At 66.1% G+C, this 22117-nt stretch carries 16 protein-coding genes; 6 read left to right on the top strand and 10 right to left on the bottom strand.

All coding sequences use genetic code 11. The annotated features are described in order from the left end of the window. Positions 1-107: 107 nt before the first annotated feature. A complete protein-coding gene (locus tag UU9_RS01390; RefSeq protein ID WP_007079919.1) occupies positions 108-2513 on the bottom strand; it encodes a penicillin acylase family protein in 2406 nt (801 codons plus the stop codon). Beyond that, complete coding sequence (locus tag UU9_RS01385) at positions 2513-3301, bottom strand: phosphodiester glycosidase family protein (protein ID WP_007079918.1); 789 nt, start codon at positions 3299-3301, stop codon at positions 2513-2515. Before UU9_RS01385 ends, UU9_RS01390 begins: the two co-directional genes overlap by 1 nt. A 155-nt stretch (positions 3302-3456) precedes the next feature. Between UU9_RS01385 and UU9_RS01380 the strand changes: the two genes are divergently transcribed. Continuing rightward, the gene (locus tag UU9_RS01380) at positions 3457-3957 is read left to right on the top strand and encodes an NUDIX hydrolase (protein ID WP_007079917.1); all 501 of its coding nucleotides are present in this window, start codon (positions 3457-3459) and stop codon (positions 3955-3957) included. 133 nt (positions 3958-4090) lie between these two features. Here the strand turns inward: UU9_RS01380 and UU9_RS01375 are convergent, their stop codons facing one another. From UU9_RS01375 to lplB, 3 genes are all read right to left on the bottom strand, one after another. Then, complete coding sequence (locus tag UU9_RS01375) at positions 4091-6553, bottom strand: glycoside hydrolase family 3 protein (protein WP_156804146.1); 2463 nt, start codon at positions 6551-6553, stop codon at positions 4091-4093. A gap of 118 nt (positions 6554-6671) precedes the next feature. Beyond that, on the bottom strand, positions 6672-7448 hold the full coding sequence (locus tag UU9_RS01370) for a lipoate--protein ligase family protein (protein ID WP_007079915.1): 777 nt from the start codon (positions 7446-7448) through the stop codon (positions 6672-6674). Beyond that, positions 7445-7717: a lipoate-protein ligase small subunit gene (lplB, locus tag UU9_RS01365; RefSeq protein ID WP_237710192.1), complete on the bottom strand. Its 273-nt coding sequence runs from the start codon at positions 7715-7717 to the stop codon at positions 7445-7447. The genes UU9_RS01370 and lplB overlap by 4 nt, the downstream gene beginning before the upstream one ends. A 616-nt stretch (positions 7718-8333) precedes the next feature. On the opposite strand from lplB, the gene UU9_RS01360 reads away from it, so the two are divergent. Further along, complete coding sequence (locus UU9_RS01360; RefSeq protein WP_083838886.1) at positions 8334-13421, top strand: GLUG motif-containing protein; 5088 nt, start codon at positions 8334-8336, stop codon at positions 13419-13421. 44 nt (positions 13422-13465) lie between these two features. Then, a complete protein-coding gene (locus UU9_RS01355; RefSeq protein WP_007079912.1) occupies positions 13466-15148 on the top strand; it encodes a ShlB/FhaC/HecB family hemolysin secretion/activation protein in 1683 nt (560 codons plus the stop codon). Between the two features lie 230 nt (positions 15149-15378). On the opposite strand, the gene UU9_RS01350 is transcribed toward UU9_RS01355, so the two are convergent. Then, positions 15379-16266 carry an NAD(P)/FAD-dependent oxidoreductase gene (locus tag UU9_RS01350; RefSeq protein WP_007079911.1) on the bottom strand — a complete coding sequence of 296 codons (888 nt, stop codon included), beginning with the start codon at positions 16264-16266 and terminating at the stop codon, positions 15379-15381. Further along, a complete protein-coding gene (locus tag UU9_RS01345) occupies positions 16256-16708 on the bottom strand; it encodes an Rrf2 family transcriptional regulator (RefSeq protein ID WP_040669939.1) in 453 nt (150 codons plus the stop codon). Before UU9_RS01345 ends, UU9_RS01350 begins: the two co-directional genes overlap by 11 nt. Before the next feature lie 50 nt (positions 16709-16758). Between UU9_RS01345 and UU9_RS01340 the strand changes: the two genes are divergently transcribed. Further along, positions 16759-17496: a class I SAM-dependent methyltransferase gene (locus UU9_RS01340; RefSeq protein WP_007079909.1), complete on the top strand. Its 738-nt coding sequence runs from the start codon at positions 16759-16761 to the stop codon at positions 17494-17496. Between the two features lie 28 nt (positions 17497-17524). On the opposite strand, the gene UU9_RS01335 is transcribed toward UU9_RS01340, so the two are convergent. After that, positions 17525-18259 (bottom strand): SDR family NAD(P)-dependent oxidoreductase, encoded by a 735-nt coding sequence (locus UU9_RS01335; RefSeq protein ID WP_007079908.1) that lies wholly within the window; start codon positions 18257-18259, stop codon positions 17525-17527. A gap of 89 nt (positions 18260-18348) precedes the next feature. Next, on the bottom strand, positions 18349-18948 hold the full coding sequence (locus UU9_RS01330) for an NADPH-dependent F420 reductase (RefSeq protein ID WP_007079907.1): 600 nt from the start codon (positions 18946-18948) through the stop codon (positions 18349-18351). Positions 18949-19085: 137 nt separating this feature from the next. Here UU9_RS01330 and UU9_RS01325 point away from each other — a divergent pair, with 137 nt between their 5' ends. Continuing rightward, on the top strand, positions 19086-19976 hold the full coding sequence (locus tag UU9_RS01325) for a LysR family transcriptional regulator (RefSeq protein ID WP_007079906.1): 891 nt from the start codon (positions 19086-19088) through the stop codon (positions 19974-19976). Positions 19977-20615: 639 nt separating this feature from the next. On the opposite strand, the gene UU9_RS01320 is transcribed toward UU9_RS01325, so the two are convergent. Continuing rightward, on the bottom strand, positions 20616-21455 hold the full coding sequence (locus tag UU9_RS01320) for an AraC family transcriptional regulator (RefSeq protein ID WP_007079905.1): 840 nt from the start codon (positions 21453-21455) through the stop codon (positions 20616-20618). A gap of 119 nt (positions 21456-21574) precedes the next feature. On the opposite strand from UU9_RS01320, the gene UU9_RS01315 reads away from it, so the two are divergent. Beyond that, positions 21575-22003 (top strand): organic hydroperoxide resistance protein, encoded by a 429-nt coding sequence (locus UU9_RS01315; RefSeq protein WP_007079904.1) that lies wholly within the window; start codon positions 21575-21577, stop codon positions 22001-22003. Positions 22004-22117: the final 114 nt, after the last annotated feature.

Raw genomic sequence — 22117 nt, 5'->3', positions numbered from 1 at the left:
GTCGGTGTGGTCGAATGACGCAGGAATTGCCTGCCCCGATCGTGGATCACGGTTCGGCGTGGCGGCATGGCATGTCGCGGCTTTCCGCTGGCGACGCGTTCAAGCCATCAGCGGACGAGCGGCTGCAGGGTCAACGTGTGCTGTGTGGTGCCAGGCAGCAGCGGCGTCGGCCTGCCGTTGGCCCAGTCCTCATGGCCGGCGCCGTAGAACGGCGACAGCGGGTGGTCGCTCTGGCCGCCGGGCATTTGCAGGATGCCGTGGGCTTCGTGGCCGGGAGCCACGTCCAGTCGTTCGGAGGCGCCGAAGGCGGGGGCGGCCACGCGCGGCATGTTGCTGTCGCCGGCCTGCGGTTGCGAGGGCATGTCCAGGTAACGGCCCAGCCACGTCGGCAACGCGGTCGATAGCGGGTGGTCGATCTTGCTGCGGTTGTATTCGCCCCACTGCTGTGCGGCGAGGCCGCCGGGCTGCTTGCCCAGCTCGGTCGCCACGCGTTTGGCGCTGGCCACCAGCAGCGCGTGCCAGTCGGGGTAGGCAGGGTCCAGCAGATACGGTGGTTGCACATGCACCAGCGCCCAGACCGCGGCTTCCGCGCTGTTTTCGCCGGGCCATTCGAAGTCGCCGTGTTGCTGCGCCACGCGGCGGGCGAACGGTGCCAGCACGGCCGTGGTTACCTCGTTGCGGAACGCGCGCACCAGGCGGTAATCCACGCTGCCGACGGAGGCATGGCCATGCCAGTGCGCGGTGAGTTTGCGCAGCTGTTGCAGCTCGGGATCGCTACTGTCGGCGAGCGCGTTCTGCAGCAGCCCCTGCCAGCGGCTGAGGAAGATCGCGCGGTCGTCGAGCTGGATGTCGAGCAGGCTGCCGGGCGTGAAGCCGGTGCGCGCGTGCAGATCGTCGCGGATCTGCTGCGCGCGGGCGCCGAGGTCGTGGCCGCCGTTGCCGAGCAGGGCCAGCGCATCGCCGTCGACGGTGCGATTGTTGGCGGTCCACAACCGGCCGCCGACCGGGTCTTCGATGCGCGGATACTGCGCGGCCTTGGCCCAGCCCTGCCAGCCGCTGCCCGGCTGCGCGCCGTCGACAGGCATGCTCGGGTCGCCGTTGCCGCGCAGGGGCACGCCGATGCCGGCGATCGTCCAGCCGATATGCCCGGCGCGGTCGGCCACCAGCAGGTTCTGTACCGGCATGCCGAACTGCGGTGCCAGCGCCAGCGCCGCGCGCGTGCTCGGCGCGCGCTCCATCTGCATCAGCGCCAGGTTGTAGTTGCGCGGCGCGGCACCGCTCCATTGCAACGCCAGCGGTGTGCCATCGGCGTCGCGGCCCATGATCGGGCCCCAACGCGTGTCCTCGACGGTGAGCAGCGTATCGGGCCGGCCTTTCACCTGGATATGTTCGACGTGGCGCTCGATGTCGGCCCAGCCGCCGGGCACCTTGTAGCGATCGGCGTCGTGCGGATCGCGCTGCACGCGCACCCAGTCCAGCCAGTCGCCGTAGCTGTTGGTGAAGCCCCAGGCGACCTGGCCGTTCGAGCCGATCACGATGGCCGGGGTGCCGGGCAGGCTCACGCCGTTGACGTCACGCTGGCCACCCGGCGCGGTGGGGTCGGGATAACGCAGGCGGGTGCGAAACCAGATGTTGGGCACGCGCAGGCCCAGGTGCATGTCGTTGGCCAGCAGCGCCGCACCGTTGTTGGTGAGCGCACCGGCGACGGCGAAACTGTTGCTGCCGGGGCGCGCCGTATCGAGTGCGGGCGCCAGCGTGGCAGTCAGGTCAGTTGGTTTGGCCGGTGCCAGTTGGCGCAGGTCGAATACGCCCGCGCCGGGAACCACCGGCGAACGCGACAGCCGCCCGCGCAGTGGCGCCTCCCAATCCGGATCGGGCGACAGCAGAAAATCCACCAGGGCGCCGGGCAGCACCGCACGCATCTGCGCAATGTGCAGCTCGCGCGCGTTGAGGCCGTCGCCGTTGAGGTCGAGATACATGGCGGCAACCAGCAGCAGGCTGTCCGGCGATTGCCAGGGTTGCGGCTGGCTGCCCAGCAGCAGGTATTCCCACGGCTTCGTGCGCAGATCGGCCAGGCCCGCATTGACGCCGTCGCGGTAGCGGTCGAGTTGCTGCTTCTGGTCTTGCGGCAATTGTGCGTAAGCCGCATTGGCGACCGCGCGCAGGCGATGGCGCCGGTGGTTGAGATCGGTTGGCAGTGCGGATGGACCGACCAGCGCCGACAATTCCCCGGCGGGCACGCGACGCATCAGGTCCATCTCGAAGAAGCGCTCCTGTGCATGCACGTAGCCCAGTGCGTAGTCGAGATCGGCGCGGCTCTTGCCGGTGAGCGTCACCGTGCCCAGTGCGTCGCGCTGCACGCTCACCGCCGACTGCAAACCGCCCAGAGGCAACGTGCCGTCGAGCCGGGCGCGGCTGCCGGCAAGCACCCACCACAGCGCGATGCCGGCGATCAGCAACAGCGCCGGAACCGCCAGCGCCAGTACGCGCCAGACATTGCGCCGCCGCGCCATCACGGCGTGGCGAACACGGCAAAGATGCCCGCGTATGGCTTGACCATGAAAGCCGGTGCGCCGGCGTAACCTTCGTCGTCGACATACATCTGCGAGATGCTGCCGTCGAGGTAGAGTGCGTCGCGGCAGCCGAGCTTGTCGCGAAACAGACGTCCAAAGGTATGGAAGTTGACCGGCGCCTCGCTGACCGCGAACACCACCTCGTAGGGGCTGCGGGCACAGACGCCGCTGCGCCATTTCAGGCTGGCGGAGTCGCCCACGAACTGCGGGTTGAGCTGGCCGTCGATCAACAGCATCGGGCCGGACTGGCTGGCCCACTGCACGGGTTTGCCATCCGCCTTGAAATCGGCGCTGGTGCGCACGGCGGCGTGGCCATCGGGGTACACCGCGAACACGCCGTTGGGCAGCAGCGAGAAATTGCCCGACGCCGGGTTGCCATGGGCCAGGTTCAGCGGCACCAGTGCCTTGCCGTTTTCCACGTACAGGCCCAGTGGCGCGAACTGCTTGTCGTAGATGCCCGCGTTGGCGGCAAACAACAGGCGCTGGCCGCGCGCCTCACCCCAACGGCGCAGCGTCTCGATGCTGCCGAACGGCTGGCCGCTGGCCGGTTCGCGCCAGTGCAGGGTCAGTGCATGGCGACGCAGGTCCAGCCGCACCACGCGATAGTTCTGGCCCTCGAACGCCAGCTCGTCACTGGACACCGCCCGCGCCCGCGCGCTGCAGCCGGCCAGCAGGGCCAGCAGGATAAGCAGGATGAACACGACCGGCGCGCGGCGCGGGCCGGACATGCGTGGATGGGGTGGCAAAGGGAAAGACGACATCCCCCGATGGTCGCCGCCCCGGCTGTCTCCATGCAAGCCCGTCCTTGCGCCGTGCGCTGCGGCGGCGGGCAGGCGAGCGGTGCAGCGGCTAAACTTGTGGACTTTCCGCCAGCGATTCACGCATGTCCGCCTTGCCTCCGTACGCACCCATTGTCGCCACGCTCGGTTACGTGTTGTCGCCGGATCAGCGCGAGGTGTTGATGATCCATCGCAACACCCGTCCGGACGACCACCACCTGGGCAAGTACAACGGCCTGGGCGGCAAGATGGAGCCGGGCGAGGACATCGCCACCTGCATGCGCCGCGAGATTATGGAGGAGGCCGGCATCGCCTGCGAGTCGATGCAGTTGCGCGGCACGTTGAACTGGCCCGGCTTCGGCAAGCACGGCGAGGACTGGCTGGGTTTCATCTTCGTGATCGACCGCTACAGCGGCACGCCGCTCACCGCCAACCATGAAGGCACGCTGCGCTGGGTGGCCCGCGACAAGCTGATGGAACTGCCGATGTGGGAGGGCGACCGCCACTTCCTGCCGCTGGTGTTCGACGGCGACCCGCGCCCGTTCCACGGCGTGATGCCGTACAAGGACGGACGCATGCAGTCGTGGTCGTACAGCCGGTTGTGAGCGCGGTGAACTGACCCGCCGCGACAAGACAGGTGGAAGCGACTTCAGTCGCGATCCCCCGTAGCGACATTCGGAAGCTGCTGCGGGAAGAACGGCGTGGCGCGCTTGGCGGGCGATCGCGACTGAACGGCGGTCAGCGTGCGGGACATGCGGCACCCGCCCTGGTTTCGGTGAGGCGGATGTCGGCGATGGAAACGTCCAGCGCGCCGTCGGTTTCCAGCCGCGCCACGGTCGGGGTGGCGGCCAGATCCTGTGTGGCGAAGCACGACAGGGGTACCGCGAGCGTGGCGTAGCCGCCGGCGGACTGGGCTTTCAGCAGGGCGCTCACCGGCACCGAGGCCGAGCCCACACCCAGCCGTACCTCGCCTGTCGGAGCGGTGTTCACGCGCAGTTTGAGGTTGAGCATCATCGCGCCATTGGCTTCGCGGGCGATGTCGGAAGGGGTGTCCGTGCCGATCGCGATCCATGCTTTCGACTTGCCGTTCCAGCGGGTATGCAACGCGCCATCGGCCTGCGGCTCCAGGGTCAGGCCCGCCGAGCCGTACAGCGTGGTGCGCGTGCCGACGTAATCCATGTGCGGGGCGTTGTCGTCGCCGATCCACAGCTTGTAGCCGTTCCACGCCGTGCCCTGGTTGTAGTAGACGTTCTTCTCGCCGTAGCGGGTGGTGTCGACCACTTCGGGCAGCTGCGGCGTGGTGGCGGGCGCCGCGTAGCTGAGGCCATAGCCGTAGGCGAACTGCGGGTCGTAATGGGCGTCACCGACGTTGAGCGGTGTCTGGTCCGGACGGCTGGGCCACGAGAAGCTCAGCTTGCCGCTGAAGTCGCGGCGGCCCAGCAACACATCGGCCACGCCCGCGCCTTCCGAACCGGGCAGCCACGCGGCAACGAAGGCGTCGGCGGCGTTGATCTGCGGGTTGACGTAAAGCGGGCGGCCCGACAGCAGTACCGCCACCACCGGGATGCCCTGCGCCTTGAAGCGCTTGAGCAGGTCGAGCGATTCGGTGTTGTCGTGGTGCAGCGCCACGTCCGACTGGTCGCCCATGAATTCGGCGTAGGGCGTTTCGCCGAAAACGACGATGGCCGCGTCGGGCTTTTGCGGTGCGGTGCCGTCGGGGCTGTACAGCGCCACGCCGCCGGCCGCATCGATCTGCGCCTTCAGCCCCTCGTAGATGGAGGTGGCGCCGGGGAAATCGCTGTTGCTGTTGTCCGCGCCCTGCCAGCTCAGTGTCCAGCCGCCCGTCTGCATGGCGATGTTGTCGGCGCCGTCACCGGTGATCAGGACGGTGGCGTTGGACTTCAGCGGCAGTACGCCGTTGTTCTTCAGCAGCACCAGCGATTTGGCCACGGCCTCGCGCGCGACGGCGCGGTGTTGCGGCGTGCCGATGGGACGGAAGGTGGTGGCGCGGTTGGCGGGCGAAGGCTCGTCGAAAACGCCGGCGCGGAATTTCACCCGCAGGATGCGGCGCACCGCGTCGTCCAGCCGTGCCATCGGGATCACGCCCGATTTGACCTCACGCACCAGGTTGCCGATCAGCGCCTTCCAGTCCTGCGGCGCATTGAAGATGTCCAGCCCTGCATTGAACGCAGTCGCGCAATCGGAGTTGCTGCAACCGGGGATCTGCCCGTGGGCGTTCCAGTCGCCCATGATGAAGCCGTCGAAACCCATGCGGCCTTTCAGCACGTCGGTCAGCAGGCCCTTGTCCGCGTGCATCTTGATGCCATGCCAGGAGTTGTAGCTGGCCATCACCGATTGCACGCCCGCGTTGATGGCGTCGGTGTAGGGCGCGCCGTGCAGCCGGGCCAGTTCCGCCTCGGACACCGACGACTCGCCCTGATCGCGTCCGCCATCGGTACTGCCGTCGCCCAGGAAATGCTTGGCGGTCGCGATGACGTGATCGCCATCCAGGAATGTTTTGCCGCGGCCCTGCAGGCCGGACACCATGGCGGCGGCGTACTGGCGGACGATCCTCGGGTCTTCCGAATAGCTTTCGTAGGTGCGGCCCCAGCGGTCGTCGCGCGCCACCGCGATGGTGGGGGCGAACGACCAGTCCATGCCGGTGGAGCGCACCTCGGCGGCGGTGACCTCGCCGATGCGCTGCAGCAGGTCGGGATCGTGCGCCGCGCCCAGGCCGATGTTGTGCGGAAACAGCGTGGCGCCATAGACGTTGTTGTGACCGTGCACGGCGTCGGAAGCCCAGATCAGCGGGATGGTGGCGTTCTGGCCGGGCACGACCGAGGCCTGGTAATAGGGCTCGATCAGATCGACCCAGTCCTTGACCGTGGCGTGCTTGTTGCCGCCGGGCACCGCGCCGCCGCCGTTCTCGATCGAGCCGATGTGGTACTGCGTCACCTCCTGCGGCTTGATCGATTTCCATTCCGGCTGCACCACCTGGCCCACCTTTTCCTCGACGCTCATCGCCTTCAGCATCGCGGTGATGCGCGTTTCCATGGCGGCGTCGAGGCCGATGGGCGAGGCCGAAGCGGGCCAGATTTCCGGGTGGACGGTGGGTTGGACATCCGCGCTGTTGGCGTGGACGTCGATGGCCAGGCACAAGGCCATGGATGCGGCAGCCCGCAAGACGGAACGACAGGACATGAGCGCTTCTTCCCCCGATGGTTTCCCGTCGTCTATGGGCCACGGCGACAGCCGCTGTCAAGCGGCCCGCGTCCACCGTTCACCCCGGCTCGCGATGCGCACAGGCGCCGCGGCGCTGTCAGGGGACGTCGGCAAGCCAGGTCGCGCTGCCGAAGCGGGTCTGCGCGAGCGCCTCGGCCCGGGCCAGTTCATCGGCACGCAGTGTGTCGTCGGTGAGGCCGTGCAGGCGGCGGAAGGTGGCGATCATCCGTTCAATCACCGCCGCGCGCGGCAGGCCGGTCTGGCTGCGCAAGGGGTCGACGCGCTTGGCGGCGCTGGTGGTGCCCTTGTCGGACAGTTTCTCGCGACCGATGCGCAGCACGTCCAGCATCTTCGCCGCGTCGATGTCATAGGCCATGGTGACGTGGTGCAACACCGCGCCGCCGCGGTGCGCCTGCGCCGCGCCGGCGATCTTGCCGCCCTCGGAGGTGATGTCGTTCAACGGCTGGTACCAGGCCTTGATGCCCAGGCCGCCCAGCGCCTCGATCACCCACGCATCCATGAACGCATACGCCTGCTGGAACGACATGTCCTTGATCAGCGAGAGCGGCGCGTAGATCGAATAGGTGATGGTGTTGCCTGGCTCGATGAACATCGCGCCGCCACCGGAAATCCGTCGCACCACTTCGATGCCATGGCGTTGCGCGGCCTCCGCGTCGACCTCGTTGCGCAGCGACTGGAAGCGGCCGATCACCACCGCGGGCGATGCCCATTCCCATATGCGCACGGTGGGTTTGCGGTGACCGGCGCCGACCTCGTGGGTGAGTACGTCGTCCAGCGCCATGTGCAGGCTTGGCGATTGCGGCGCGGCGTGGATCAGTTGCCAGTCGTGGTCGTGCCATTCGGTGCGCATCATGCGAGGTGCTCCCCCTGCAGCGCGCGGCGCACGGCCACGGCGATGGCCTCGGGCGAAATGCCGTACATCATCACGTCCGGCGCGAGCGCGTCGCGGATGCGGCGGGCGAGCCCGGCGTCGTCCATGTCGGCGGGCTGGCCTTCGAGCGCCGCGTCGATGGTGCGCAGTGCGCTGTCGGGCTCGAGGAAAAAGTCACCGCTCAGTTGCACGTGGGCCAATCGCCCATCGCGGACATCGAGATCGATCACCACCAGCTTGCCGCCAGGCATCTTGTACTCGCCATGCATCGGCGGTTTACCTCGAGTAGGAACAAACCGGGATTATCGCGCGTGCGAGTGGGTGGCGGAATCGGTGCGGGCAGGGTGGTGCTTTGCCGCGATGGCAACGTGAGGCATGAAGGCGCGCGAAGAGCGGCCTCCATCAGCCCTTCGGGCAGCTTCTCCCGTGGGCGGGGAAGCAGGCACTCGCACTCCCGTGGGATGACCAGCGATAGGGCTTCGCCCGCACGAGATGCACAGCGCGGCCATCCAGGAAACCGGGCTCCGGTTCCTTCCCCCGCTTGCGGGGGAAGGTGCCCGACAGGGCGGATGGGGGGCCGCCCGAAGCGCGCAGATAAGGAACCGCACCGGGTGCATAATCGAAGGCGCGCGGCAGAGCGCACCTTGTGCGATGGCCTTCATGTTCGGGCCGCTTCCGCGGCTGGAAACCGCGGTGCTCACCGCTGCCTTCCGCATCCGGCACGATTCATGCTCCATCGGTCCATGATGATGCATCGCCATCGCGTGGCTACGGGACGTTGACCAGCCCCTTTCGAGGGGCGGCGACATCCCGATCGAGCCCACCGCCGTAGCGAAACTTTTCGCGCAAGAAACCCAAGGGGACATCATGAATCGTAGCTATCGCCTGATCTGGAACCGGGCCCGTGGGTTATTCGTGGTTGCGTCGGAGATTTCCCGGGGGCGTGGCAAGGCGGGGGGCACGTCGCCTGCGCAGCGGTTGGCCTGGCTGGCCCTGCTGCCGTTGGGTCTGGCGCCGGCCATGAGCATGGCGGCGGTCAATCCGCAGGGCGGGCAGGTTACCGCCGGCAGCGGCCATATCAGCCAGAGCGGGCTAACCACCACCATCGACCAGCGCAGCCAGAACCTGTCGTTGAACTGGCAGAGCTTCGACATCGGCGCGCAGAGCACGGTCAATTTCGTGCAGCCCAACGCGCGCTCGATCGCGGTCAACCGCATCGGCGGCAACAGCGGCAGCGTGATCCTCGGCCGCTTGAACGCCAACGGCCAGGTGTTCCTGATCAACCCCAATGGCGTGTTGTTCGGACAGGGTGCGCAGGTGAATGTCGGTGGCCTGGTCGCTTCCACCTTGAATGTGAGCGACAGCGAGCTGGCCGGTGGTACGCGCCACTTCAGCGGCAACGGTGGCGGCAGCATCGTCAACCGGGGCACGATCAACGCCGCGAAAGGTGGGTATATCGCGCTGCTCGGTCCACAAGTGACCAATCAGGGCACGCTCAACGCGCCCGGCGGCACCGCGGCGCTGGCCGGCGGCACCGCGGTCACGCTCAGTTTCGACGGCAGTCGGTTGCTCAGCCTGCAAGTGGACAAGAGCACGCTGAACGCACTGGCCGACAACCACCAGCTGATCGTCGCCGACGGCGGCCAGGTGTTGATGAGCGCCGGCGCGAAGGATTCGCTGCTGGCCAGCGTGGTCAACAACAGCGGCACGATCCAGGCGCGGACGGTGGAAAACCGCGGCGGCAAGATCGTGCTGCTCGGCGGCATGGCGGCGGGCACCACGACGGTGGCCGGCACGCTGGACGCATCGGCGCCGACCGGCGGCAACGGTGGTTTCATCGAAACATCGGCGGCGCATGTGAGCGTGGCTGACGGCGCCAGAATCACCACGCGGGCAGCCAATGGTCATACCGGCGCATGGCTGATCGATCCCAACGATTTCACCGTCGCCAGCAGCGGCGGCAACATGACCGGCGCGGCCGTGAGCAGCGCGCTCGCCGGCAACAATTTTGAAATCACAACGGCGTCGATGGGCACGGCAGGCGGCCATGGCGACATTTTCGTCAACGATGCGGTGAGCTGGAGCGGCAATACATTCACGCTCAATGCCGAGCGCAACATTGCCATCAACGCGCCCTTGAAAGGCTCCGGCACCGGCAAGCTGGCGCTGAAGTACGGCCAAGGCGCCGTAGCCGCCGGCAACACGGCCAACTATCGGATCAACGCGCCGGTCGATCTGGCGGCCGGCAACAATTTCAGCACCATGCTGGGTAACGATGGCACCGTGGTGCAATACCGGGTCATCACCAGCCTGGGGGTTGCAGGCTCCATCAGCGGTACCGACCTGCAGGGCATCAACGGCCACCTGGTTGGTAACTACGTGCTGGGCGCCAACATCGACGCCAGCGCTACTGTGGCCTGGAACGACAATGGCGACGGCACATATGCCGGCTTCGCACCGATTGGCCCGGACGCGACGCTTTTTTTTGCAGGCATATTGGACGGTCTCGGCCACACCATCAATGGCGTGTTTATCAACCGCCCATCCACGAGCGGTGTCGGCCCGTTTGGCTATATCGGCAATACGGCGGAAATCCGCAACATCGGTCTGACCAGTGTCAACCTCACGGGCGCGTCATATGTCGGCGGCTTGGTCGGATACAACAACGGTGGCAGCATCAGCAACAGCTACGCCACCGGCCAGGTGGCCGGTGGCTCGGTTTACGTCGGCGGCCTGGTGGGGGTCAACAAGGGCAGCATCAGCAACAGCTACGCCACCGCGATGGTCGCGGGTAATGACCTTGGTACGGGCGGCCTGGCCGGATACAACATCGGCAGCATCAACCACAGTTACGCTACCGGCCAAGTGGTCGGTAGCGGGCATTACACCGGCGGCCTGGTGGCGATCAACAGGGGCATCATCAACGACAGTTACGCCACGGGCACAGTCAGTGGCGGTGGCCATGCTGTGGGTGGCTTGGCGGGGCTCAATGGCCAGATGGCTGGCGACGCCGCCAGCATCAGCAACAGCTACGCCAGTGGCAACGTCAGTGGCGCTGCCAATGATGTCGGCGGCCTGGTGGGAGAGAGTTACACCGACATCAGCAACAGCTACGCCACCGGCACAGTCAGTGGTAATGCCCAGGATGTCGGCGGTCTGGTTGGCATCCAGTACAACGGCTCGATCAGCCAGACCTATGCCACCGGCGCGGTCATTGGCCCCAGCGCGGGTGGGTCCATCGGCGGTCTGATCGGCAGGCAGAACAATGGCACTGTCAGCACGATCAGCAGCAGCTACTGGGATGCGGAAACCACGGGGCAGGCCAGCAGCCACGGCGGCGGTACCGGCCTGACCACCGCAGCACTGATCGCGGCGTTGCCCGGCGGTTTCGCGAGTAGCGTCTGGGGTAACGGGGACAACCAGACCACGCCGTACCTGCTGGGTATGGCCGGCAATCAGGTGTTCAACCTCAACGATCTGCCGACCGGCGCCATCACGCCCAGCAATCGGCCCAACCTGTACACCGTCATTCTCGATGTGAACCAGTTGCAGGCGGTGAATAGCGGCCTCGCCGGCAGCTATGTGCTGGGCAACAACATCGACGCCTCGGCCACGTCGGGCTGGAATGCAGGAGAAGGCTTTGTTCCGATAACCGGATATATGGCCGACCCTGATCCTTTATGTAATCCATACTGCTCCGCTCAAATCCTCCCTTTCGCCGGCATATTCGATGGCTTGGGACATGCTATTTCCAACCTCACCATTAATCGGCCGACGGAGAGCCATCTTGGTTTGTTTGGCAGTATCAAATTAGGTGCAGAAGTCCGAAACCTGGGGTTGATCGGCGGCAGTATCAGTGGTGCGTACCAGGTGGGTGGATTGGCGGGTGAAAACAAAGGCACGATACGTAACAGCTACGCCACGGCAGATGTAAATGGAAGAAGCACCACCGGCGGATTGGTGGGAAACAACGGCGGCACGATCGGCAGCAGTTATGCCACCGGGAACATAAACGACATTGCCTACGCTGATGTTTATGTCATTTCCAGCATTGGCGGGCTGGTCGGCTTCAATAATGCCGTTATTGACAGCAGTTATAGCACCGGTAACGTCAACGGCACGAACTACATGGGAGGGCTGGTAGGGAGTAATGAGCCTGGGGGGATGATCAGCAATAGCTATGCCACGGGTAATGTAGTGGATGACTACAGCTATCATGGAAACTATGCCAACGGCGGTTTGGTCGGCTTTAATACGGCACAAATCCGCAACAGTTACGCCTATGGCAGCGTCGTCGACAATGGAGCCAATGGGGGTGTGGTGGGATACAGCGCGGGTGGCGGCACGATCACCAACAGTTACTGGAACAGCGCAGCCAATACCAAGGGAATTGGCACAAACAACAATGGGGCAAGCGCGACCGGCCTGACCGCCGCACAGATGCTCGACCCGACCAGCTTCGTCGCCTGGGGTGCGGATATCAGCGCGACCGGCGGCAGCAACGCCGTCTGGCGCATCTACGAAGGCCATACCTCGCCGTTGCTCAAGGCATTCATGACGTCGCTCACTGTGACGCTCGGCGACCAGACGACCACTTACAACGGGCAAGCCTACGACGGCAGCGGGTTGGCTTATTCCGTGGCCGATCCGGACATGAGCCAGCTGTTGGGCTCGTTCACCGATGGCACGGCACGCAACGCAGGCAGCTATACCCTGTCCGGCAGCGGCCTGTATTCCGGCCAGCAAGGCTACGACATCGTGACCGGCGGCAGCGGTACCTTGACCATCGACAAGGCGACCCTGACGTTGAGCGGCCTGTCCGCCGCCGACAAGGTGTACGACGCCTCCATAACGGCAGTAGCGACCGGCACGCTGTCCGGCGTGTTCGGTAGCGACGACGTCGATGCCACGCTGACAGTCAGCTTCGCCAACAAGAACGCGGGCACTGGCAAGACCGTAACAGTGGACGGCATCACGCTGGGCGGCGCCGATGTCGGCAATTACGTCATCGCTGCCGGCCAGACCGCCACGGCCGACATCGTCGCGGCCACATTGACGCTGAACGGCCTGTCCGCCACCGACAAGACCTACGACGCCAGCGCGATAGCGGCGGCAACTGGCACGCTGTCCGGCGTGTTCGGCAGCGACGACGTCGATGCCACGCTGGCGGCCAGCTTCGCCGACAAGAACGCGGGCACGGGCAAGACCGTGACGGTGGACGGCATCACGCTGGGCGGTGCCGATGGCGGCAACTACGTCATCGCTGCCGGCCAGACCACCACGGCGGACATCGCCAAGCGGGCGATCATCGTCGGCGCTACCGGTACCGACCGCGTCTACGATGGCACGAAGACGGATGCCGTGAGCCTGGCCACTACCGGCATCCTTGGCGGCGATACCGTGACCTTTACCGGCACCGGCAGCTTTGCCGACAAGAACGTCGGTACCGCCAAGGCGCTCGCGGTTACCGGCATCGCCGCCTCGGGTGCCGATGCGGGCAACTACAGCTTCAACGCCACCGCAAGCACGACAGCCACGATCACACCCGCCACGTTGACCTACCGCGCCGACGGCGCCTCCTCCTGGACCGGACAGATTCCAGGCGATCTGAGCGGCACGGTGAGCGGTCTGGTCGGTGGCGACACGCTGGCCGATGCCACCGAGGGTGCGCTGACATGGAGTACGCCAGCGAACGCGGCCAGCCCTGCCGGGTCGTACGCCATCAATGGCAGCGGCCTCAGTGCGCTCAACTACGTGTTTGCGCAAGCACCCGGCAATGCCGTGGCCCTGCAACTGATGCAGGGTGAAGCGGTGCAGAGCGGCGCACCGCTCGCCGTCGCCCGCACCGTCGCTGGGTTGCAACAGCAAGAGGACGACGCCGCGGCAGGCTACGCGCCCCATGCGCCGTACGCCCCAAGCATCCAGATCCTCAGTGGCGGGGTGCGTCTGCCGTGAGCCTTTCTTTCCGCTTGCCACCCACCCACCGCAAGGATCGCTGCATGTTCGTATCTTCCCGCCTTCGTCTCTCGCCGCTGACACTGGCCTTGCTCGCCTTGCCGCTGGCCACGCTGGCGCAGACGATCCCCAACAGCGGCCAGATCCTGCAGCAGGTGCAGCCGAAGCCGGCAGAACGGCCCCAGGCCGAACCGGGCCTGATGATCGAATCACCGGCTTCTAATGCCGCCGCCGACAGCACGCCGTTCGCGGTGACGCATCTGCAAGTCGATGGCAACACGGCGTTCGACCATGCAACGCTGCATGCGCTGGTGGCTGACGGCGAAGGGCGCACGTTGACCCTGACCGAGCTCAACACGCTGGTACAGCGCATCACCGATTACTACCACGCGCACGGCTATCCGCTGGCGCGCGCGCTGGTGCCGGCGCAGACGCTGAGCCATGGCACGGTTCGCATTGCCGTGGTCGAAGCGCGCTACGACCAGGTGCAACTGCATAACCGCAGCCGCGTCAGCGACGGCTTGTTGCGCGCCACGCTGGCACCGTTGCGTGCGGGCGATGTGGTGACCCAGTCATCGCTCGACCGCAGCCTGCTGCTGCTCGGTGAGCTTCCCGGCGTGTCGCCGCACGCCACGCTGAGCCCCGGCACCGGCGCCGGCACTTCGTCGCTGGATGTGGTGACCGATGCCGCGCCGATGGTGCAGGGCAACGTGTTCATGGACGATGCGGGCAGCCGCTACACCGGCCGCCTGCGCGTGGGTGGCAACCTGGACATCAACAATCCGTTGCGCCACGGCGACCAGCTCAATCTCAGTGCGCTCACCGCCGGCGGCGACATGAGCTACGGGCGGCTGGGCTATCAGTACACGCTGAACGGGCAAGGCACCCGGTTGGGCGCGGCGTATTCGGCACTGGCTTATTCGCTGGGTGGTCCGCTGGACGATCTCGATGCGCACGGCACGGCGCACGTCGCCAGTGCGTGGCTGGCGCAGCCACTTCTGCGCACGCGCAATAGCCGTATGGACGTCCGTTTGCAATTCGACCACAAGCAGCTGCGCGATCGCATCGATGCCAGTGCGCTGCGCAACGATCGCCACGGCAATCACTGGATGGCCAGCGTGGATGGCCAGCACAGCGATGATTTCGCCGGTGGCGGCTTCACCAGCGGCAGCCTCAGCCTTGGCCATGGCCGGCTCGGTTTCGATCGGGGCGCCGCGGCGGCTGCCGCTGCTGATGCCGCCACCGCGCGCACCCAGGGTAGCTACACCCACTGGAACGCCAGCCTGGCCCGCATGCAGTCATTGAATTCGAACACCCGCCTGTACGCCAGCGTCAGCGGCCAGCACAGCAACCGCAACCTCGACTCGTCCGAGCAGTTCCTGCTGGGCGGGCCGGGCAGCGTGCGTGGCTACGATGTCTCCAGCGTGGCCGGCGCCAGTGGCTGGCTGGGTACCGTGGAGCTGCGCCGTGATCTGGACTGGGACTGCGCCGGCCATTGCGAAGGCAGCGTGTTTGTCGATCACGGCAGCGTGCGCATCAACGCCGATCCATGGCTCGCCGGTCGCAACCACTTCGATCTGAACAGCGCCGGCATCGGCTTCAACTGGATTGGCGCCCGCCAATGGCAGGCGCAGGTGCAACTGGCTGTGCCGCTGGGCGATGCACCGGCCATGCTGGGCAAGCGCAACGACGGGCGGCTCTGGCTGCAGGTGGCCAAGGGTTTCTGACGCGTCCATGGCACTGGCTGCAGGGGCGCACCCGTGCGCGAAGCTCCTCGTCCACGCAAGAAACCACGATCGTGCCGGACATCGACGCTGGCAGAAGGGACGCGTCGCAAATTACCTGTCCATGGAATCGCGCGTCAGCCGACTTGCCGGACGGTAACGATCAGCCTCGGCCGCCCGACGGTTGCCGAGCCATCTTGTTGGCCGATACTCCCAGCGTGCGCCACGCCCATTTACGACGCAGGCCACACCAGCGACCGATGGATCTGCGCACCTGCCCACGCGCCATCGCCCACCGCCAGCGAAACCGAATGCGGCATCCTGGCGGCGTCACCGCAGGCGAACACGCCGGGCACGGTGGTCTCCTTGGTCTCGCCGGTGCCTATCTGCACGCCCGTCAATGTCTCGACGAGTTCGCAACCGAGTTGCGTGGCGATCGGGGTGGAGGGCTCGTTGTACGGCGCGGTGAACAGGCCGGCGAAGCGCAGTCGCCGTCCATCGGTGAGCACGACATCGGCGCTTCCATCGATGTGTTTGATCGGCGTCGTTTCGATCGTCACGCCGCGGCGAATCAATTCGTCCTCGGCAACCCGGTCGGGTTCGAACGTGCCGTTGAGGAAGAACGTCGTATCTCCCCATTCCGGCAGCAGCTGCGCCTGATGGATCGACACCGGACCCGTGGCGATGACGCCGACGCGCCCCCGGTCCAGCTCGTAGCCATGGCAATACGGGCAATGGAAGATGCTCCTGCCCCAGCGCTCGGGCAGGCCCGGGATCTCGGGCAGTCGGTCCGACACGCCGATCGCCAACAACAGACGCTTGGCGGCATACGTCGTACTGCCGCTGGTCACCGTGAAGTCGTCCATCGTGCCGGTGGCCTGCTCGACGGCGCCATCCACCCAAGTCAACGTGGGATAGGCTTCAAGTTGCGCCCGCGCGACGCGGGCCAGCTCGGCGGGATCGACGCCGTCGCTGCCCAGGAATCCGTGGGAGTGGCTGGCGCTGCGGTTGCGCCGCTTGCCGCCGTCGATGATGAGCACGCGGCGGCGCGCCCGCAGCAGTTGCAGCGCCGCCGCCATGCCCGAGTAACTGCCGCCGATGATGATGACGTCATGCTTCATGCCGGTGCCTCGCTCGATGGGCGCCGTGGCGGCGCGCGAAATCCGCCGCCAGCGCGGCCAGGGTGACTGACTCGAACCGCTGCAGCAGCAGCGCTTCGGCGTCGGCGAAAGCCGTGTCGAGCGCCGCATTGATCACCTGCTCGACCAGGCATGACGGCTGCTCGTTCCGGTTGCCCACGGCGAACAGCGCGGGCTCGCCGAGCGCTTCGTGCAACTGACGCAACGTGACCTTGGTGAGATCTGCCGAGATGCGCCAGCCGCCGGCGTGGCCACGATCCGCCGTGACCATCCCCGCATTCCGCAGCAGGCCCATGGTGCGCCGGACCACGACGGGGTTGGTGCCCAGGCACTGCGCCAGCGCATCGGACGTCATGGGCGTATCGCGCTCGGCCATGTGCAGCAGCGCGTGCAGTACGGCGGAAAGTCGGCTGTCTCGTCTCATGTAACAAACGATGTTACGTTAGCACTTCCATGTCAAGCGGCAGAGGCAAGATGTTTTCTTTCAACGAACCCCAGACAGCGGCGCATTACACGGCCGGCGTGCTGCGACAGGTGCCCGGACTGCACGCCCTGCACCAGATGGCCGGCCTGCTCCTGCACGAGCGCGTCCCGGCGGATGGGCGGGTGTTGGTATTGGGTGCAGGCGGAGGTCTGGAGCTGAGGGCCTTCGCCGAGACCTGGCCGCAATGGCATCTGCTGGGCATCGACCCGTCGGCACCGATGCTGGAATTGGCCGTCCAAACGCTGGGCTCGCTGGCGTCGCGAGTGGAACTGCTGGAGGGCACCATCGACGCGGCTCCGGCAACCGAATTCGACGGCGCCGCCTGTCTGCTCACCATGCACTTCCTGTCCGTCGACGAACGCCTGCACACGCTGCGCGAGCTGCGGCGCCGATTGAAACCCGGCGCCCCGCTGGTGATCGCCCATCACAGCGTTCCCGATGCGCCCGACGAAAAACTCCGATGGCTGGGGAGGCACGTGGCCTTCATGACCTCAAACGGCATGCCCGTTGCAGACCCGGCCACGACCATCGAAGCGATGGCCAGCCGTCTCCCGCTGCTTTCTCCCGAAGCCGAAGTCGACTTGCTGGAGCAGGCAGGCTTCGCACGGCACGAACTGTTCTATGCGGCTTTCACGTTCAAGGGGTGGGTGGCGTATGCGGGTCCTGGTTTCGAGTCGCAGCCACACGGCGGCACGGCGGTCAGGTCCACACACAGCTTGCCTAAGTGAACCTGACCCCCGTTCTTTGTGTAGCGCGTCAGAGTTGCGCCAAACCACCGTCGACCGCAACTTCGCTGGCGGTCATGAAGCTGCTGTCCGACGATGCGAGGAAGGCGGCGACCCCACCGATCTCCGAGGGATCGGCCATGCGCTGCAGCGGTGTCATCGCGGCGAAGACCTTCTGGCCTTCCTCGCCCAGCGCATCCTTCGCCAGCTCGGTCGCCGTCGCCCCGGGCGACAGCACGTTGACGCGGATGCCGGTGCCTTTCAGGTCTTCCGCCCAGGTCCGGGCGAGGTTGCGTACGGCCGCCTTGCTCGCGCTGTAGGCGGTCATGCCCGGGGCGCCGGTGGTGCCGGCACTCGATCCGGTCAGGATGATCGAACCACCCTGGCCCATCAGCGGCAGTGCCTTCTGCACGGTGAAGATCGTGCCTTTCACATTGGTGTCGAAGGTTTCGTCGATGTGCTCGGCGGTGATCTGGCCGAGTGCCAGCTGGCTTCCCGCCCCGGCATTGGCGAATACGATGTCAAGGGCGCCGCGCTCGGCCTTCACCGCCGCGTAGAGCCGGTCGAGGTCGACCAGGTTGGAGACCGAGCCCTTCACCGCGCGGGCGTTGGGGCCGAGTTTCGCCAGTGCGGCGTCAAGCGCTTCCTGCCGGCGGCCGTAGATGAAGACGAAGGCGCCTTCCTCGATGAAGCGCTGCGCTGCCGCGAAGCCGATGCCGCTGGCGCCGCCGGTGATCACGGCGGTCTTTCCATTCAACTTGCTCATGTCGTGAATCCTCAAGATGGGGGCTACTGCTTTCGAAACAGTGATGGGTTGCGGGCCGACCGCCATGGCGTCGTGATGGCCGCGCGCGCTTACGGCTCCCGCTTGAACAGGTCCTGGAAAATCAGCGGGCCCCAGACGCGGCCGCGTGCCTGTACCAGGGCGCCACCTTCGTCGAACTTGCCCAGATAGACGGGGGCAAAGCCGAGTCGCTTGGCCACATCCGCGACCTGCGCCGCGGCCGCTTCGTCGTCGCTCGACAGGAACACGACGCGGTGGCCGCCCTCGACGTTGGGGTCGGTGGCCAGGGTGCGCGACAGCAGGTGATTGAAGCCTTTCACGAACCTGGCGCCGGGGAATGACTTGGCGGCAAAGGCGGAGGAGGGGAGGTTGTCGAGCGTTTCCACGGGGTCATTCGTATTCATCGCATCGATGATCGTCTTGCCCGTCCAATCCGCAAGCAGTTTGCCGATGTCCTGGTGGCCCTCGAACAGCACCGCCAGGATGATCACGTCCGCCTTGACCGCTTCCTGCAATGTCCCGGGGATGACCTTGGGGCCGATCGCCTGTGCCTGCGGCAACAGGTCTTCGGGCGGCCGCCGACTGGCGACGGTGACTTCGATGTTGCTGCGCGCGAACGCGCGGGCGAGGGCCTGGCCGATGGAGCCGAAACCGATGATGGCGTAAGTCATGGGGATGATCCTTTTCAGTAAGGGGTTTGGAGTGGTTCTGGCCCTTGCAGGCCGGTTGCCCAAACGATCTGGGTCGCTTGACGCATCAATACAATTGACGAAACATCGTTCAATACGATCTAGTTTTTGGATAACTCATGCTCGACAACGTCACCATCAACCAGCTGCGGGCATTCGTGGCGGTGTGCGACCAGGGCAGCTTCTCCGGTGCGGCGCGCAAGCTCGCGCGGGCGCAGTCGGCCATCAGCCACGCGATCAAGGCGCTGGAAAGCGCGTTCGATGTCGAGCTGTTCGAGCGCAACACGCGCAAGGCGCAGCTCACCGCGGCGGGGCGCAGCCTCCTGCCCGACGCTCGGGCGGTGATCTCGCGCACGGAGGAAATGAAGAACCGCGCCGGCTCCATCGCCAAGGCCGGCGTGCCGCAAGTGTCGGTGGCGGTCGACGCCTACTTCGCGCGCGCCCACCTGATCAACTGCCTGCGCACGCTGCAGGAAGAATTCCCCACCGCCGCGATCAACCTGCGCATCACCACCATGCAGGGCGGTGAAAAGCTGGTGATGGAAAGGGTCTGCGCCCTGGCCGTCACCATCAACGACGTGCCAGAGGTAAACCCGCAAGCCATCGAGCGCCACTGGCTGCGCGAGGAGGAGATGGTGACGGTATGCGCGCCATCCTTTCCCCTCGCCGCAACCCCCCAACCCATCCCCGTGGACGAGTTCGGCCGCTACACCCAGATCATCGTCACCGACAACCAGCCCGGCGCCGACAACACCCAGGAAGGCGTGGCTGGCAAGCGCCAGTGGTTGGTCAACGATCTCGGTGCGAAACGCGATTTGCTGAAAGCCGGGCTGGGGTGGGGGCATCTGCCGCGGCATCTCGTCGATGAGGATCTGACCGGTGGCCAGCTCGTCGAACTTGAGCGGCGCGCGTGGCACCTCCGGTCGTTGACGTTCGTGGTTTCGCAGCGGCGGGGGCATGATTTGTCGGCGTGTGAATCTCGGCTGGTCGAGCTTCTGGGCAAGGCATAGCTTCATGCAATGATCAAGGCGGCTTTGGACCAGAGGCAGTCTCGTGAAAGTGCACTCTGACCCAGGTTCCAGTGCGGTCTAATCCCACCGCCTAATCTCGCAGCGTTTGTTTGGCTCGGAGAAGCGTGTTGGCGGTCTTTCACGAGGTGGGAGGTGGGGCAGGCAACGGGGTGGCGCGGTCGCCGAAGTTGCTGGATCAGGTGCGCGGGAGGATGTGGCGGCTGGGGATGGCGCGGCGCACGCTGGTATCAGGGATGAATGGCCCTTGCTTGAGCGCCGTCATCCCCGCGAAAGCGGGGATCCAGTGTCTCGCACACGGCCGACAATCTTGAAGGCACTGGATTCCTGCTTTCGCAGGAATGACGAAAAGTGGAGGTTTTGCGCTTAAGTAAGTGCCATTCGTGTCAGGGACAATTTGTCCGCTGGCAGCGGGCTCTTTTCCTGTTTCGAGAGGCGAGTGAATTGCAGGACATGCCCGCGATGGGCTGCCGGGACGTAGCAGCGCTTCGACTCCGCCCGCGGCGCGGGCTACGCTCAGCGCGAACGGTGGTGGGGGAGATGGCTCTGGGTGAGTGCCGATTCACGCCAGGGTAAATCCTTCGACAACCAGCTGCCGATTGTCGCTGGCACCTTGTGTACCTACGCCTTTCCCGCGGCACTCACCCCAAGCGCTTTCCACTCCCGCGGTGATTGCCCGGAATGCGCCTTGAACGCGCGGGAGAGTGCGGCTTCACTGCCGTAGCCCACGTCGGAAGCGATCACCTTCAAGGGGCGGCCGCGGCGCAGGGCCTTTTGCGCCAGCCGCACGCGCCAGCCTTGCAGGTAGCGCCCCGGCGTCGTGCCGATGGTCTCGCGGAATGTCGTGGCGAAGACGCTGCGCGACATGCCGGCGACGCGGGCCAGGTCGTCCAGCGTCCACTCTTGTGCCGGTGCTTCGTGCATGGCGACCAGCGCGTTGCGCAGGCGCGGGTGCGACAGGCCGGACAACAGGCCGCCGTGCACGTCGCCGCTTTCCATCAGCTGGCGCAGCACCTGGATCATCACCACTTCGAACAGGCGCTCGATCAGCGCGACGCGCCCGCAGCGCTGCTCGAAGGCTTCCTCGAACAGCAGCGCCAGCACCGGCGCGGCGCCGAAGATGTCTTCCAGCGGCAGGCAGACGACGTCGGGCAACGCCGAGGCCATCGGGTTGCCGGCGCCGCCTTCGAACGAGAGGTTTGCGCAGACCATATCCGCGCCGCGTTCGGGGTCGGTGACGAAGTGATGCGTCAACGGCCGCGGAAACAGCAGCAGGCTCGGTCGCTCGACGTGCAGCGTCTCTTTGCCGTAGCGCACCTCGACGGCACCACGGCGCACCAGGTGCAACTGCCCGTGCGTGCCATCGCCTTCCACGGTGTTGATGCCGCACAGCGCGCCGGTATTGAACACCTGCGCGTTCACCGGGAAATGCGCCATCAGCGCCGCAAGTCGGTCAGCCATGTTCGTACTCCTGATCAAGTTTTCAGGACTTTATATCACCAGTAGTTCCTCCGGGGCGGGCAAGATACTCCCACCGAGCCACACCGCCCGGATCTCCCCACTCGACAGGAACTACCGCCATGTCCATTCAGAAAATCCTCTACACCGCCGCCGCCACCGCCACGGGTGGTCGTGAAGGCCACGCTGCTTCGTCCGACAACGTGCTCGACGTGCAGCTGTCCACGCCGCGCGAGCTGGGCGGCGCCGGCGGCCCCGGTACCAACCCGGAACAGTTGTTCGCCGCCGGCTACTCGGCCTGCTTCCTCGGCGCGCTGAAGTTCGTCGCTGGTCAGCAGAAGGTCGCATTGCCCGCGGACACCAGCGTCACCGGCAAGGTCGGCATCGGCCAGATCCCGACCGGTTTCGGCATCGAGGCCGAACTGACCATCGCCGCCCCCGGCATCGCCCGCGACACCTTGCAGTCGCTGGTCGACCAGGCCCACGTGGTCTGCCCGTATTCCAACGCGACGCAGGGAAATATCGACGTGACGCTGCGCATCGCCGACTGATTGCAGATCTCTCGCGCCAGGCTCGCCTGGCGCGCCTCGCATGACCGTCGAAAGGAAGCCCGCAGTGGTGGGTGCATGGTCCCCACGACGAGAATGATCGCGACCGCGACAACA

The organism is Rhodanobacter fulvus Jip2, from assembly GCF_000264315.1.
Lineage (GTDB): Bacteria > Pseudomonadota > Gammaproteobacteria > Xanthomonadales > Rhodanobacteraceae > Rhodanobacter > Rhodanobacter fulvus.
The sequence above is the reverse complement of the archived record's forward strand: the minus strand, read 5'-3'. Positions and strand labels throughout refer to the sequence as shown.